The following is a 15,466-nucleotide window of genomic DNA, read 5'->3' as shown; positions in this document are numbered from 1 at the left end:
CGCCTTTTAACCCTTGATCTGTGATCTCAGATCCCAGATCCCAGATCCCAGATCTCAAGCTTAATACTCTTAAGCCTTTGCTTTATTCTTACCCATGCTCCCTACTCCCGTCGCTCTAAAACACTCGCTGTAAGAATACACCATGTTCTCTTGTAGCGGATTACCCTCAAGTAAATGCTCACGGACTATGCGCTTTCCAACATCCGGTGTTACGTCTTTATACCAGATTCCTTCTGGATATACCATTACTACGCATGCATCCTCGCAGCGCCCATTGCATCTCGTTCTTGTTGTATGTATTCGTCCGTCCGCATGCAATGCAGCAATTTCTGCACGAATTGCCGATGTAACTTCCTCCCCCTGCTGTCGCAGGCAGCTTCCTCCATTACAGATAAACACATGATGCTTTACATTGGATAAATTCCAAGTCGTCATATATGTATCAAGCCTCACTTTCCTAAATCACTAGTTCCAATAAATAAATAAATAAATAAATAAATAAATAAATAAATAAATAAATAAATAAAAATTAAAAAAGACATCTCTACCCCTCAGCAAGAAAAATGCATGAAAAGGTAAAGATGCCTATAGCTGCTGCGAGCATACGACGGCCGTCTTTAACACTTCCCTATCTCCCGTAGGTTAAGCAGTGTTGTCAGAACAGGCAGGTCTCCTGGCTCCGGAATAAACCTCACAGCAGCCTTCCCAATCCTTGAAGAAGGATCAGTGGCATGCTTGCTGCGATTATTCCGATACAGTGGCGGGACCGCGTCGGCATTGAACCGAACTTCCCTTTTACGCTCCTTTGAATTGGAGCACCTTGTTCCCACAATTTACAGTTATGATTGAACAACATTGATCATACATGAATATTTAGTTTTTAACAATTAAAATTGCCCCAAACCAAGCCAGTGCTTGGCGAATATAAACAGCCGAACTTCCGCCACCACATCACTAGCGGGAAAACCTCCAGTTAATGGCAGGCCAATTGGGTTCACCGCAACAAATAACAGGGAGAACCCCATATAATTCCATGCCTCACGGTATGTTCCGATGAGTGACCACATATTGATGGAGTTTTGCAGCTAAACTCCTTACCGAGAATGAGAAGGTCGAATTAGCTCCAGATACTCCAGTTATAGCATTCACTACTAATCTGTTATGCGAGGGTTTGGATTTGGAATTCTCATAATGTGACAAAATAAAAACGACCGGGATTCCCCTTGAATCCGAGGGTATCCCGGTCATGCCAACAAAGCTATACTTACATCATCAAGACAATGATCCTAAGGCCTGGGGAGTAAATATTTCCAGCTCATCCGTCCGGCCATCGCGAATTTTAGCAGCCCAAGCAGGATCTACGAGCAAAGCACGACCGACAGCAACCAGGTCAAATTCATTTTTGCTTAGCTTTTCAATCAATGCATCCACATTGGCCGTACCTGCGCTTTCACCTTTGAAAGAAGCTATAAATTCATTGTCCAGTCCTACAGAGCCTACTGTGATGGTAGGCTTTCCGGTTAATTGTTTGACCCAGCCAGCAAAGTTAAGGTCTGAGCCTTCAAACTCCGGTTCCCAGAAGCGGCGGGTAGAGCAATGAAACACGTCAACGCCTGCTTCCACTAGAGGTGAAAGAAACTGGGAAAGCTGCTCAGGATTTTCTGCTAATTTGGCTTGGTAATCACTTGATTTCCATTGCGAAATTCGTATGATAATTGGGAAATCCGGACCTACAGCACGACGGCATGCCTCGATAATGTCTGCGGCAAACCGGGTTCTTTTCACAAGATTACCACCGTAGTTGTCATCGCGTTGATTGGTTTTCTCCCAGAAAAACTGATCAATCAGATAACCGTGTGCTCCATGAAGCTCGATGCCGTCAAAACCAATTCGCTTGGCATCTGCCGCTGCCTGTGCGTATGCTGCGATTACGGAAGCAATTCTTGCTTCGCTCATCGGCTCATTTACTTTCTCACCTGTAGCAATGTCCAATCCTGAAGGCCCGATTGGCAGTTCTTCTGGATTAGGAATGGCGCCAATCTTACGATCCGTTCCAATGTGCCACAGCTGCGGCATAATAAGCCCACCCGCTTCGTGAACTTGCGAGACGACATTAGCCCAGCCATTCAATGCATCCGTACCATGAAAATTGGGTATATTAGGGTTATTCGTTGCTGCCGGATCATTAATTAAAGTACCCTCCGTAATAATGAGGCCTACACCATTCTCTGCACGGCGGCGATAATAAGCAGCCACATCTGGACCAGGCACCCCTTCAGGAGAGAAGGCTCTAGTCATTGGAGCCATTACGATGCGGTTCTTCACCTTCAAATTTCCTATTGTAAAAGGTTCAAACAACGGCTCCACCTTTGGTGTTGATTGTGTCTCTTGATTACTCATTCCTTATTACCTCCAATGTTTATATTTAATATCCCTATAGACTCTGTCTCACGACAAACTGTCATGTTATTTATTACAGTTAACAGAAATAACTATATCACACTTTTTTTCAAACCGCTACTACTGACTTATTGCAAAAAAAGAACGTTAACCGAAGTATTAACGTTCTTTTCTCTCTTAACAATGATCTCCTGATAAACGCCTCTATATACCTCAGAATCTTTCAAGTTGTCTCCTACACCTACAGCGACTGTTCAGGAAAGCTATTGCTTCCGCCACCGTAGAATTAGCTGCGATTGCTTCTATTACTATCGAATTGGGTGCCCTTCAGACTATTGATAAGCGTTCTTAATCCTCTCAATTTGCAGTAAATGAGTGTCCACATGCTTGATAAACGATTGGAAGGACTGAAGAAGCGTTACAGCTTCTCCCTTAAAGTTGATGCCTGTTTTACTCCAAGCCTCAGCAGGCAGCCTGTCAAACAGCAGACTGTTATAGGTAAGAAGAATTCCGAATACATCAAGAATGTCTCTTGCCGCTCCCTCGTTCGCCTTGCTCTCGCTAACCCACGGGTCCTGCTGAAACGGTGGCAATTGTGCAGCTTCCTCGGAAATAAGCTTGCGGATACGAAAGGAAAATACGATGCTGTGATCCGTCAAATGAGACAGAACCTCGGTTACACTCCATTTATCAGGAGCCGCTTTCCATTTCAGCTGATCTTCCGTTAGTCCCTCTATAGCTGACTTCAGCTTAAGATACGTGTCCTTATAGCTCTGAATATCAATGGTTATCTGGCTCATTATACATTCCTCCATTTTTCATATAAAAGGTTTTCGTTCAGGCTACACCGGATAATGACATGCAGCCCAATGACCTTGCTGAAGCTCCTGAAGCTCAGGCTGAATTTCCCTGCATAGGGCCGTGGCCGCAGGGCAGCGGGTATGAAACCGGCAGCCTGACGGAGGGTTTGCCGGTGAAGGAATTTCCCCCTTCAGTTCGACAAGCTCGCTTTTACGGGCCGGGTCAGGCAGAGGAATCGAAGCAATTAGCGCCTTTGTATAATGATGCGCCGGGTGCAAGAACAGCTCCTCGCTCGGGGCGATCTCAACCAGCTTGCCTAGATACATAACTCCAACGCGGTTGGAAATATGGCGGACAATCTGCAATCCGTGAGCGATGAACAAGTAGGTAAGCCCCATTCTGCTCTGCAAATCCTGAAGTAGATTCACGATTTGCGATTGTACGGATACGTCGAGTGCAGATACAGCTTCATCAGCCAAAATAAACTTCGGATTAAGCGCAATGGCTCTCGCTATACCAATTCTTTGCCGCTGTCCTCCTGAAAATTCATGAGGATATCGGTTATACCAGGAGGGGCTTAACCCTACCCACTCAAGCAGCTCCTCGACACGCGCTCTTCTCTCATTACCTTTCAAAAGGTTATGCACTTCCAGCGGCTCGCCTATAATATCTCCAACCCTCCAACGCGGGCTAAGCGATCCGTAAGGGTCCTGAAATATCATTTGCATATCGCGCCGGGCTTGACGAAGCTCACCTCCATTTTGGAGAGTTAAATCTCTGCCTTGGAACAACACTTGGCCCGCCGTAGCTTTCTCCAGCTGCAAAAGCACCCGGCCTAACGTTGATTTCCCACTGCCGGATTCCCCTACAAGGCCGAACACCTCGCCTTGGCGAATCGAGAAGGAAACATCATCCACGGCGCGGACGAACTTATTGCTTTTATTGAAGATCCCTTTGTTAGCCTTGTAAAACTTTTGCAAACCTTTAACCTCAAATAAATCCTGTGGGGCAGCTTTACTGAGGGAATTATCCGCTGTAACCTCTTCAGTTAAAGCCGCTTGTACAGAGGAAACAGATAATAGATGATGCCGTTGAGCTCCCCATTCTGTCTTTACCAGCTCTTCGGCATGCCAGCAGGCTACTTCCCGCCCATTGATCTCATGCAGCGGAGGATTGAATCTTACGCACTGTTCCGTGGCATAGGAGCAGCGGGGATGAAACCGGCAGCCTTCCGGAAGCTCCGCCAGGCTTGGGATCGCGCCTTCGATCGAATATAGCCTTTTATCTCGGCTGCCCTCCAACGTAAGGATCGATTGAAGCAGAGCTTTCGTATACGGATGGTACGGCTGTTCAAAGAGCTGAACGGCTGATGCTTGCTCCATGACTCTGCCTGCGTACATAACAACAATCCGATCCGCTAACTGTGCGGCAATCCCCATGTCATGCGTAATTAATAAAATCGACATCTTATATTCGGCTTTCAGCTCTTGCAGCAGCTGCAAGATTTGGGCTTGAATGGTCACATCCATTGCAGTTGTTGGCTCATCAGCAATGAGCAGCTCGGGCTCACAGGACAATGCCATTGCGATCATCGCACGCTGCAGCATACCGCCGGATAGCTCGTTCGGATACTGGCGCATCCGCAGCTCCGCTTCCGGTATACCTACCCTTTCAAGTAGTTGAATGGACTGCTGGGTCGCAGCCTGTTTGCTCACTCGTTTATGCTGAACAATATTACCCACAATTTGACTGCCGATTGTAAAAACAGGGTCAAAGGCCGCCATGGGCTCCTGGAACACCATAGCCATTTTTTTGCCACGCAGCAGTCGTATTTGCTCTTGGGATAAAGCGGTCAAGTCAACACCATCCAGCAAGATGTTCCCCTTCGAGATTACGCCGTTCTCATAATCAATCAATCTCATGATCGACTTGGAAGCCACCGTCTTGCCGCTCCCCGATTCTCCAACCAGGCATACGGTTTCGCCAGCTTTAATGGAAAGGGAAACATCAGTAATCGCAGTGAGCAGCCCATGTTTTGTGGCAAAATCGACGGTCAAATGTTGAATATCGAGAAGTGTCAAGTCAAACCCTCCTTAAAAGATACCGTTATAGAGGCTGTTCCAAAAACTCCCCTTTTGAACACGCAATTTTAGTGTAAATCAAATTCTTTTTTTCTTAGGATCCAAGTGATCCCTGAACTTATCTCCTATTAAATTAACAGAAAGAACAAACAAAGTTATGGCCAATCCTGGAAAGCTCGCCATCCACCAAGCAACGGTTAAATACCCTCTTCCTTGGGAAAGCAGTGTACCCCAATCCGGAATTTCTCTGAATACACCTAAACCCAGAAAGCTGAGCCCTGACCCTATCAGAATGGAAGATCCTACTCCAATCGTTCCCATAACAAGCAGAGGCGATAATGAATTCGGCAATATATGGCGCGTAAATATATGCAAGTGATTCGATCCTATCGAATAGGACGCGGTAATAAAAGGACGCCCTTTCATCGAGATCGCTTGACTCCTCATTACTCTGGCATAGCCCGGAATAGCAGAAATACTAACAGCTAGCACCACATTGAAGAAGCTCGGGCCTAAAGCGGCAGCAATAGCAAGTGCAAGCAGAAGACCGGGAATGGTCATAAGCACATCGACAATCCGCATCAGGACCCCGTCGATCCAACCTCCAATATAACCGGACAACGCTCCCATGGTTCCCCCGGTTATCCCGCCAATCAGCACCGAGACCACTCCAATTAACAAGGAATCACGGCTGCCGAATACGACTAAGGAAAATACGTCCCTGCCATAATAATCCGTACCGAACAAATGCGCCGCACTCGGAGGCTTCAGAATGGCATCCGCCATCATTTGCGTGGGGGCATAAGGCGCAATCCACTGTGGAAAGATAGCGCAGATAACAATGAACAGGATAATAAGTCCCGCTATATAAACTAACGAATCCGTAATGGACAGCTTTTTATTGCCAACTTTAAATAGGGATAACTGCAGCCTTTTTCCAGGCAGCACGACTTCTGCAGACGCGGCATGCTTCACAAACCATTCTCCTTTCCTCTACAAGCTGCTATGCTGAACGCCTTACTCTGGGATCAATCGCTGAGTAGGATACATCCACCAGTAAATTTACAAGCACATACATAACAGCCGTGAACAAAATAATTCCCTGAACGACAGGCAAATCCTTGGCAGTAATGGCATCCGCCAGAAGCCTGCCCACACCCTGCCGGGAAAACACAGTTTCGATGACAACCGCTCCAGCTAATAGCTCCCCAACCTGCACGCCTAACATCGTAATAGCCGGAATCAGCGCATTACGCAGTGCGTGACGATACATAATGATACGCTCGGGCAGTCCTTTGGAACGCAGCGTTACAATGAATTGCTCGTGTATAACATCAAGCATACTATTTCTCACCATCCGAACGATAAACCCAGAGGTAACAAAGCCAAGCGCCAAGGCAGGAAGTATAAGCGTACTGAATCCATCCGATCCCATAGCTGGGAACCAATGAAGCTGAACGGAAAAAATGAGAATTAACAGAATTCCAGACCAGAACGTTGGTGTCGATATGCCGAACAAGCTGACGATCCTTGCGATAATGTCTATAAACCGATTATGATGAACCGCTGAGAGCACTCCCAACAGAACACCAATCGCAATGGACACCAAGGAGCTGGCCGCAGTTAATGCAACGGTCGCCGGAAGCTGCTCCCATATTTTCGGCAATACCGGATCGCCGTTTACGAGTGACTTGCCGAAGTCACCCCGGATCATATCCCAAAAGTAATGAGCGAACTGTATGCCCAAAGGTTTATCTAAACCCAACTGCTGACGCAGATTTTGCACAGCCTCCGGACTGGCGCTTACTCCATCCAACATTGCCAGGACCGGGTCACCGGGAAGCAGGTACAGAATAAAGAAGACAAGCACCAGCGACCCGATAATGACCAGAAGGGAAGTTAAAGCCCTACGAATGATGGCTGAAGCCATAGCAGTCCTTCCTTTCAAAGCTTATTTTTTAACAACGTAAGCATCGTAGAACAGCGGATAGCCTAGTGCATCGAATTTCAAGCCCTTGGCTGTTTTCGAAGAGGCAACTGTGTAAGGGAATATATAAATGGGAAATCCGATAGCATTTTCAACTACATAGCTTTGAATTTTCTTATAAACTTCACTCCGCTTTTGGGTATCCTGCTCCTTCAAACCTTCTTCCAACCATTTATCGAGCTGCGGATCGGAGAGATGGGTATGGTTATGACCCCAACGGCCTTCCTTCGGTATTGCATTGGTATGGAAAAAGCTGCGCAGAATATCCGGGTCCCCCGTTACATTGCTGACTCCGTACAAATCATTAGTCCCTTTGTCCATGACGATTGTTTGAGCATTCGTACTGGTGGTGATCTCGACATTGACCTGGATGCCCACTGGCTTAAGCTGCTGCTGGATCATCGCTGCGATATCATTACGTTTCTCTCGGTTCGGCGTGCTTGTCACGAAATAAAGGCTAAGTGGCTTTCCGTTCTTCGCCCGTATACCGTCAGCTCCCCGCACCCATCCCAGCTCGTCAAGCAACTGATTCGCTTTGGGGATATCCGGCTTAATTGAATTTTCAAGTGAAGCATTATAACCAAGAACAGACGGTGTAATAGGCGACCATGCCCGTTTATAAGTACCCAGATAGAGTGTTTTTACGATAGTGTCAACGTCAATTGCCAGCTGAACTGCTTTTCTGGCTTTTAGCTCATTCCAAGGCGCGTGGTCTTGATTGAGCATTAAGGTGAACGGGATACCGGCCGATTCTGCTTCTATTAAAGTAATGTTCGGATCATTTTTGAGTGAAATCAGATTCTGAGGAGGCACAGTTTCTACTGCGGAAATTTGTCCGCTCTGTACGGAACCGATCCTGGTTGCTTCCTCCGGAATAATTTTGAATATCAGCTTATCGATGTAAGCAGCACCCTTGTTTTGAGCAGTCGGCGGGCCCCAGTTGTAATCCGGGTTTTTATCCAGCGTAATCGCTGCATTTTCAACCCAGCTAACGAATTTAAACGGGCCTGTTCCGACAGGGTTCTTAGCCAGATTTTCCCCATATTTCTGAGCTGCCGCCGGTGAAACAATACCAAGAAACGCTTGGCTCAAGCTGCTCAAAAAGGCGCTGTACGGCGATTTCAAATTCACTTTGACCGTAAATTCATCTATCACTTCTGAAGATTCATAGGGTCCGATTAACGTTACAGCAAATCTCGACTTGGTCTCAGGATTCACAATCCGGTCGAAATTGTATTTAACAGCTGCCGCATTAAACGGAGTTCCATCATGGAATTTCACATCCTTGCGCAGCTTAAAGGTGTAGCTTTTCGCATCCGGTGATATGGTCCATTCTGTAGCCAGCCATGGCTTGAACGTTTGATCCGGCATTTGAACGATTAGGCTGTCAAAGATCGACCGCATGATTCGATAGTCCCCTGCTCCCGGATACACATTCGGGTCCAACCCGCCCGGCGATGCAGCCACGCCAAATGTCAGCTCACCGCCCTTGGTGACAGCCTCCGGTTGATTGGCCCCCGTTGCAGCTGGAGCGACATTGCCCTTATCGCCCGCGCAGCCTGACGCAACAAGCATTAACGTTGTAAATATCGTCAATCTTTTCAATAAATTCCCTGTCATTTGAAGCCCCCCATTCCTATCTATGTTTAATATGAGTTCAACTCACTCGTAGACTCTTAAGCTGCTTATTTACCTACAGCATCAGCAACTGCTTCAACGGTCGCCTCTTGGTTCCTTCTTGCTGAGGTATACCGATTTTCCGGGAACGGAAGCCCCAGATTTCCGCGCAAAGTATCATGTTCATATTCAGTGCGGAACAATCCTCTTTCTTGCAAGATAGGAACGACATGATCGATGAAATCATTTAACCCTGTAGGCAGTACGGCGCTTCCTATCATAAATCCGTCAGCTGCTTCCTCTTCGAACCAACGTTGTATCGTATCCGCAATTTGTACGGGTGTCCCTGTAAAGCCGCTTCTCGGTGAAGTGACTTTTAGTGCCAGCTGCCGTAAAGTTAAGTTTTCTTCTTTTGCCATTTTTTTTATGCGATCGCTTGTGCTCTTAAAGCCCTCACTACCCAAATCTCCAAGATCCGGCAACGGTTCATCCAGAGGGAACTGCTTGAAATCAAAGTGGTCAAAAAAACGGCCTAAATAATTTAATGCAACATCAATATCAACAAGATTGGCGATTTGCTCGTACTTCGCTTGGGCTTCTTCCTCAGTAAACCCTACAATTGGAGTAATTCCCGGAAATATCAATACATCGCCAGCCGAACGTCCGAATTTCACGGCTCTTCTTTTCACATCCTGATAAAAGCGTTTGGCTTCTTCTATCGTTTCATGTCCGGTAAACACGGCATCGGCCTCTTTGGCTGCTAAGTCTTTGCCTGGCTCCGACGACCCCGCTTGAAAGACTAAAGGCTGCCCCTGCTTCGATCGGGCAATATTGAGCGGCCCCTGTACCGAATAAAACTCTCCTTTATGGTTTAAACGGTGCATTTTAGAAGGATCTATAAATTGACCTGATTCCTTATCGCGGACAAAGGCATCATCCTCCCATGAATCCCACAGCCCCTTCGTGATCTGCAAATACTCCTCGGCAATTCGATAGCGCAGCTCGTGTGACGGGTGCTCTGTTTTGCTGTAGTTTAAAGCCGAGCCCTCTAATGGAGAAGTTACGGCATTCCATCCTGCACGCCCGCCACTGATCATATCGATCGTTGCGAACTGTCTGGCGACCGTATAAGGCTCGCTGTAAGAGGTGGAGAGTGTTCCGACAAGCCCAATGTGTGAGCTCACTCCAGCCAATGCCGATAAAACCGCAACCGGCTCAAACCGGTTCAAAAACGTCGGATGCGAAATTTCGTTAATATACAATCCGTCTGCCACAAAAACCAAATCGAGCTTACCCGCCTCAGCTTTTTGAACAAGTTGTTTGTAAAATCCAAAATTCACACTTGCATCCGCCACCGCTTCGGGATGTCTCCAAGCCGCCATATGCCCGCCAGCTCCGTGCAGCATCGCACCTATTTTCAACTTTCTTTGCTGTGTAATTGTAAACCCCTCCTAATTTTATATATGGATTATTAGGAGTCTTTCCGACGATTTTGATCTTCGTGAATATTCATTCATGAGGTTATGGAGGGATAAGGGAATGGTACGGAAAGTTTACGGCCACCTTTGAAATTAAGTTGTTACCGCAAGGTAAGTTAAAGACAGCTTAAATTTCAAGAGCGGTGGAGTACCATCCCTTTCCCGCAATAACCACAGTAGTAAATAAATATTCACGGATTGCTTTCGTCGGACAGACTCCTATACCGTTAACTCTGAGAAAGCTTCCTGCAACAGCTCATAAGCATAAAGCCGTTTTGCAAACTCAGGCAAGGCTACACTAATAATAATTTCCTCAATTTGATATTTGTTTTGAATGGCGATCAGCTTCTGGCGTACCGTTTCTTTGGAACCGTAAATGATATTGGCCTGCGTTTCCTCAATGGTATAAGGCTCCGTTGTTTGCCGCCCGTACTCCTCTATCTGCTCAATGCTTTTCACTGTCAACGTCCGTCCGCTTTCCAACCGGATTTTGAAAATTTTCGAATTAACTGCGGCCAGCTGCTCCGCTTCCTCGTCTGTATCAGTCAAAATGACAGATAATGCGAGAATGGCTTGCGGCTGCTTCAAGACCCCTTGCTGGAACTGCGTACGGTACAACTGAAATGCTTCGTTAATCGTTTTCTCCTCTCCATTGATGGACTGGGAAAATACATAAGGGATTCCCAAGCTTGCCGCCAATCCAGCGCTTTCTATACTGGCACCAAGCAGATATAAGTCGGCTGGCTTCTGTGGGAATGGTGTTGCTTTGACACCTTTCAATGGATCCTCAGCGTCCAGCTCGTTAGCCAAAAATTGCTTTAGTTCCACAAGCTTCTGCCCCAACGTCTTGCTGTTCCCATAAGCATCCTGTTGAAGCGCTCTGCTCGAACGAGGCAATCCTCCAGGCGCTCTGCCTACCCCGAGATCCACACGTCCAGGTTCAAGTGAGGCAAGGACATTAAAGTTCTCAGCAACCTTGTAAGGACTATAATGCTGCAGCATCACGCCGCCTGATCCTACGCGAATCTGCTTCGTTTTGGCCAATAAATAAGCTATCAACACTTCCGGTGAAGATCCGGCCAGTCTTTCTGTATCGTGATGCTCTGATACCCAGAAACGGTAATAGCCCAGCTCCTCTGCTTTTTGCGCAAGCTTTATCGTATTCTGAAATGCTTGGCTTGCCGTCTCCCCTTCTCCAATCGGGCTTTGGTCCAAGATACTTAGCCTTAATCCCATCATCAACACCCTCTCAATTAAACAATTTCCTATAGATTTTATCGGATTTAACTCTTAATAAAACTGTATCATTGCCAATTAACACCGTCAATCGGTCGGATAATAGGTTCTTTCTATCCATTAATTTAATATTTCTATTAAAAACATGCTTTGAAATCTATTCCTTTAACCGTATCCTGAAACAATTTATGCCAATGCAAGCCTTCTCCATCTAATGAGATCAGGTTGGTGCGGAGTGAGAGGCTATTTAAATTGGGAAGCTCAATAGGGATCAGCAGGTTTTCCCGAACTTCCTTTTGGACACATAGCTCTGGGAGGAAGCTGATACCGACGCCTTTTAACACTAGCTTTTTGGCTGTTTCCAGATTATCGATCTGGTACACAATGTTAGGAGGCAGGTGCAGAGAATCGAACAGCCTGTGGATCTTCATCCAGTCAAGAGAGCCGCATTCAAAAAATACCAACGGTTCATTAACTATATTCTCTACAGTCACAATGTCCATCTTCGCAAAAGCATGCTCTCGGCGTACAAAAAGACGAATAGGGTCCTCATAAAATTTTACGGAATGGATGTGGGGATGAGCGATATTACGAATAAGTCCTAGATCGATCTCTTTGCTTAACAGCTTTTCCAATAGGGTTTCAGATGAAGCAGTGGTTAACTTAATTTGAACATCGGGCATCCGTTCTTTCAGCACAGGGAGTATCTCTGGGATCAAGTAATTCGAAACGGATACGGTGCATCCGATTCTTAACTCATCAAGCGATGTACTCTTATGCTGCAGCTGCTGCTTCCCCTTTTTATAAGATTGCAGTATTTGCTGAGCGTAGGGCAGAAACTGTTTTCCCTTATCTGTTAAGGTGAATTGTTTACCTTCTCTTTCAAAAAGCAAAGCATTTAATTCTCTTTCCAATGATTGAATTCGGGCAGAAATCGATGGTTGGGATAGAAACAAAGCATCGGCGGCTTTATTAAAGCTGTTGAAATGGATGACATACACAAACGCTTCCAGATTTTCTATATTCATTCCTTAGTCCCCCCTTTTCCCAAAAAAAATAAACAGAGATACACCCGCCTCTATTAAAGGACTGATGTATCTCCAGGTAATCCGGTAGATAATTAATTATTCCGATATGTTTAATATGATTTAAATATAGACCACCTTATCGGGAAAGTCAATACCAATATCAAAGTATACTACACGGATCCGAATCATCATCACAAACTTGCGATCAAACCTTGCGTCACGGCGGGCACTTTGTTATTCCATACTGTACTTGGGATGAAGCGCCGCAGCACGGGTGCAATCTCGGAAGCAAACCGTTCGACCTGCTCCAACTGCTCCGATTCACTCAACCCATCCACACTGATACTGAGAACCTGATGCCCATAAGCAGAATGATAATTCAGTATTTTCTCAATCACGCTCTCAGGACTGCCTACAAGAATGGGACCGTTCTCTATATTATCTTCAATGTCTTTAAAAGGTGTCCGGTTATGCTTGGCTGATGTTGTTGATTGAAAAGCATTGTAGTAAGGTCGAAAGCGATTGATTGCCTCTTCCTTGGTGTTCGCTAAATACAAGCTACCCGAGCCTGAGCCGACAATCGCCTTCGAAGGGTCATGTCCGTAATACTCCAAACGCTCTCGATAATGATCGATCAGCGCTTTGTATTTGGCCTGTGGGTGAAACGTATTCGACGAGAAAATAGGCTCTCCATATTTAGCTGCCAGCTCCGTAGAGAGAGTGCTTGATGCACTGCCATGCCATACCGGGATCGGCAGCTGAAACGGCCTTGGCTGTGTGGTTACATGGTCCAGCGGTGCGCGATAGCGTCCCTGCCAAGTCACGTTCTCCTCATTCCACAAGCGCTTAAGCAAGACGTACCGCTCAGCGAGTGACTCCCACTGCTCCTCCTCGGGAATACCAAACAGCCGGTAGTGCCGAGGATCGTTTCCTTTACCAATGATCAACTCGATGCGTCCTCCTGAAAGATGGTCAAGTGTCGCGTAGTCCTCAGCCACACGCACAGGATCCAGTACGCTCAGAACTGTAACTGTTGTTAAGAGCCGAATCCTGGAAGTTCTCGCGGCGATTGCGCTCAGGACGACCGGTGGAGATGATGACAAGAAGGGATCTCCATGTCGCTCTCCCACACCATAAGCATCAAAACCAAGCTTCTCGGCAAGTATGGCCTGCTTCAGAACGTTCTCAAATTTCTGCTGTGTAGTCAAAACTTCACCAGTAACTGCATTAGGAAGATTCATCATTAGGCTAAACAATGCGAATTTCATCTGACTCGAACCCCCTCTTTAGTTTTGTTTGCATTAAATACCAGAGTCTGGGCTATGCCACCTTTCACAAGGCTATTGCTCATTATCTTGTGTGCTCAAGCGGTTGTTTCGACTCTCTTGTATGGCGGTTAAGAGGAATCGAAAGTCCCAAATTCTCTCGCAGCGTATCGTGTTCATATTCCGTTCTATAAAGACCTCGTTCTTGTAAAATAGGTACGACAAGCTCCACAAAATCAGCTAATCCCCCCGGCACTACTGTGCGAATAATGAAGCCATCGGCGGCTTCCTCTTCAAACCATTGCTGAATCAGGTCAGCGATCTTTTCCGGTGTGCCCATAAATGCACCTCTTGGTGTTGATACACGAATTGCAACTTGGCGGAGTGTTAGGTTCTGCTCCTTCGCTTCTTTTTTTATCCGGTCAGTTGTACTTCGAAAGCTATTGCTTCCGAAATCTCCCAACTCTGGAAACGGCTCATCGAGCGGAAATTGAGAGAAATCGAAATGCTCGAAATATCGACCCAAATAATCAAGCGCGCTTTCAATAGTGACTAGCTCTGAAACCTCCTTGTATTTGCGCTCGGCTTCTTCATCCGTACGTCCAACAATCGGCCCGATCCCCGGAAAAATAAGGATGTCCTCTCCGGATCGCCCGTATAATTTAGCTCTAGATTTGACATCTCGGTAAAAAAGCTTCGCTTCTTCAATGGAATCATGCCCTGTATAAATGGCATCCGCAGATTTCGCGGCTAAATCCTTGCCCGATTCCGATGAACCCGCTTGGAAAACCACTGGATAACCCTGCTTGGAACGGGCGATATTAAGTGGACCTTGCACAGAAAAGAACTGCCCTTGATGATTCAATCGATGCATTTTCTCCGGATTGAAAAATACACCACTCTCTTTATCCTTTACAAAAGCGTCGTCCTCCCATGAGTCCCACAGCCCTTTTACAACCTCTAGAAATTCCTCTGCAATTTGATAACGTAAAGAATGAGATGGATGCTCATCCTTACTGAAATTTTTCGCTGAACCTTCAAGAGGTGAAGTCACTACGTTCCAACCCGCTCGTCCGCCGCTTAATTTATCTAGTGAACCAAACTGGCGGGCAACTGTGAAGGGCTCGCTATAGGACGAGGACAGCGTTGCAACAAGACCAATCTTGGAAGTGACTGCACTTAAAGCAGATAAAATGGTGAGCGGTTCGAACCTGTTTAGAAAATGAGGGTTGGATTTTTCATTTATATATAAGCCATCTGCAATAAAAAGAAGATCGAATTTACCTGCCTCCGCTATTAATGCCTGCTGTTTATAAAACTCAAAATCAACACTTGCTTCAGTTGATACTTTTGGATGCCTCCAATAAGACATACTATTGCCGACACCGTTAATATTTGCTCCCAGCTTCAACATTCGTTGTTTAGACATAATCCACACTCCTTTAATTTAATTTTTCTCTCTCCATCACTCTAACTCTAATACCAATTATTCATATAGGAATTAAAACAATCTTACTTTATCCATTCGGGATAGTCTAATAGACAATTTCTATTTCAATATTTAAAATTCTGA

At 46.0% G+C, this 15,466-nt stretch carries 13 protein-coding genes and 1 riboswitch; all 13 genes read right to left on the bottom strand.

The window, feature by feature from the left end; translation table 11 throughout:
* Positions 1 to 69: 69 nt before the first annotated feature.
* The gene (locus tag GC093_RS03895) at positions 70 to 435 is read right to left on the bottom strand and encodes a (2Fe-2S) ferredoxin domain-containing protein (protein WP_171650537.1); all 366 of its coding nucleotides are present in this window, start codon (positions 433 to 435) and stop codon (positions 70 to 72) included.
* Between the two features lie 211 nt (positions 436 to 646).
* Positions 647 to 839: riboswitch (cobalamin riboswitch) on the bottom strand.
* Between the two features lie 48 nt (positions 840 to 887).
* Positions 888 to 1,067, bottom strand: a complete 180-nt coding sequence (locus GC093_RS03890; RefSeq protein WP_171650536.1) for a hypothetical protein — start codon at positions 1,065 to 1,067, stop codon at positions 888 to 890.
* A 205-nt stretch (positions 1,068 to 1,272) separates the two neighbouring features.
* Positions 1,273 to 2,400 (bottom strand): NADH:flavin oxidoreductase, encoded by a 1,128-nt coding sequence (locus GC093_RS03885; protein ID WP_171650535.1) that lies wholly within the window; start codon positions 2,398 to 2,400, stop codon positions 1,273 to 1,275.
* A gap of 332 nt (positions 2,401 to 2,732) precedes the next feature.
* On the bottom strand, positions 2,733 to 3,200 hold the full coding sequence (locus GC093_RS03880) for a DinB family protein (RefSeq protein ID WP_171650534.1): 468 nt from the start codon (positions 3,198 to 3,200) through the stop codon (positions 2,733 to 2,735).
* Between the two features lie 42 nt (positions 3,201 to 3,242).
* Positions 3,243 to 5,282, bottom strand: a complete 2,040-nt coding sequence (locus tag GC093_RS36275; protein WP_171650533.1) for an ABC transporter ATP-binding protein — start codon at positions 5,280 to 5,282, stop codon at positions 3,243 to 3,245.
* Positions 5,283 to 5,360: 78 nt separating this feature from the next.
* Positions 5,361 to 6,212: an ABC transporter permease gene (locus GC093_RS03870; protein ID WP_246313417.1), complete on the bottom strand. Its 852-nt coding sequence runs from the start codon at positions 6,210 to 6,212 to the stop codon at positions 5,361 to 5,363.
* Between the two features lie 73 nt (positions 6,213 to 6,285).
* Positions 6,286 to 7,212, bottom strand: a complete 927-nt coding sequence (locus GC093_RS03865; protein ID WP_171650531.1) for an ABC transporter permease — start codon at positions 7,210 to 7,212, stop codon at positions 6,286 to 6,288.
* 21 nt (positions 7,213 to 7,233) lie between these two features.
* Positions 7,234 to 8,889 carry an ABC transporter substrate-binding protein gene (locus GC093_RS03860; protein WP_171650530.1) on the bottom strand — a complete coding sequence of 552 codons (1,656 nt, stop codon included), beginning with the start codon at positions 8,887 to 8,889 and terminating at the stop codon, positions 7,234 to 7,236.
* A gap of 65 nt (positions 8,890 to 8,954) precedes the next feature.
* Positions 8,955 to 10,325 (bottom strand): LLM class flavin-dependent oxidoreductase, encoded by a 1,371-nt coding sequence (locus GC093_RS03855; protein WP_171650661.1) that lies wholly within the window; start codon positions 10,323 to 10,325, stop codon positions 8,955 to 8,957.
* Positions 10,326 to 10,583: 258 nt separating this feature from the next.
* Positions 10,584 to 11,600, bottom strand: a complete 1,017-nt coding sequence (locus GC093_RS03850; protein WP_171650660.1) for an LLM class flavin-dependent oxidoreductase — start codon at positions 11,598 to 11,600, stop codon at positions 10,584 to 10,586.
* Between the two features lie 137 nt (positions 11,601 to 11,737).
* On the bottom strand, positions 11,738 to 12,628 hold the full coding sequence (locus GC093_RS03845) for a LysR family transcriptional regulator (RefSeq protein WP_171650529.1): 891 nt from the start codon (positions 12,626 to 12,628) through the stop codon (positions 11,738 to 11,740).
* A 191-nt stretch (positions 12,629 to 12,819) separates the two neighbouring features.
* Positions 12,820 to 13,896 carry an LLM class flavin-dependent oxidoreductase gene (locus GC093_RS03840; RefSeq protein ID WP_171650528.1) on the bottom strand — a complete coding sequence of 359 codons (1,077 nt, stop codon included), beginning with the start codon at positions 13,894 to 13,896 and terminating at the stop codon, positions 12,820 to 12,822.
* Positions 13,897 to 13,978: 82 nt separating this feature from the next.
* Positions 13,979 to 15,322, bottom strand: a complete 1,344-nt coding sequence (locus GC093_RS03835; protein ID WP_171650527.1) for an LLM class flavin-dependent oxidoreductase — start codon at positions 15,320 to 15,322, stop codon at positions 13,979 to 13,981.
* Between the last annotated feature and the right edge of the window lie 144 nt (positions 15,323 to 15,466).

The organism is Paenibacillus foliorum (assembly GCF_013141765.1).
Lineage (GTDB): Bacteria > Bacillota > Bacilli > Paenibacillales > NBRC-103111 > Paenibacillus_S > Paenibacillus_S foliorum.
This window is presented reverse-complemented; position numbering and strand designations above follow the sequence as displayed.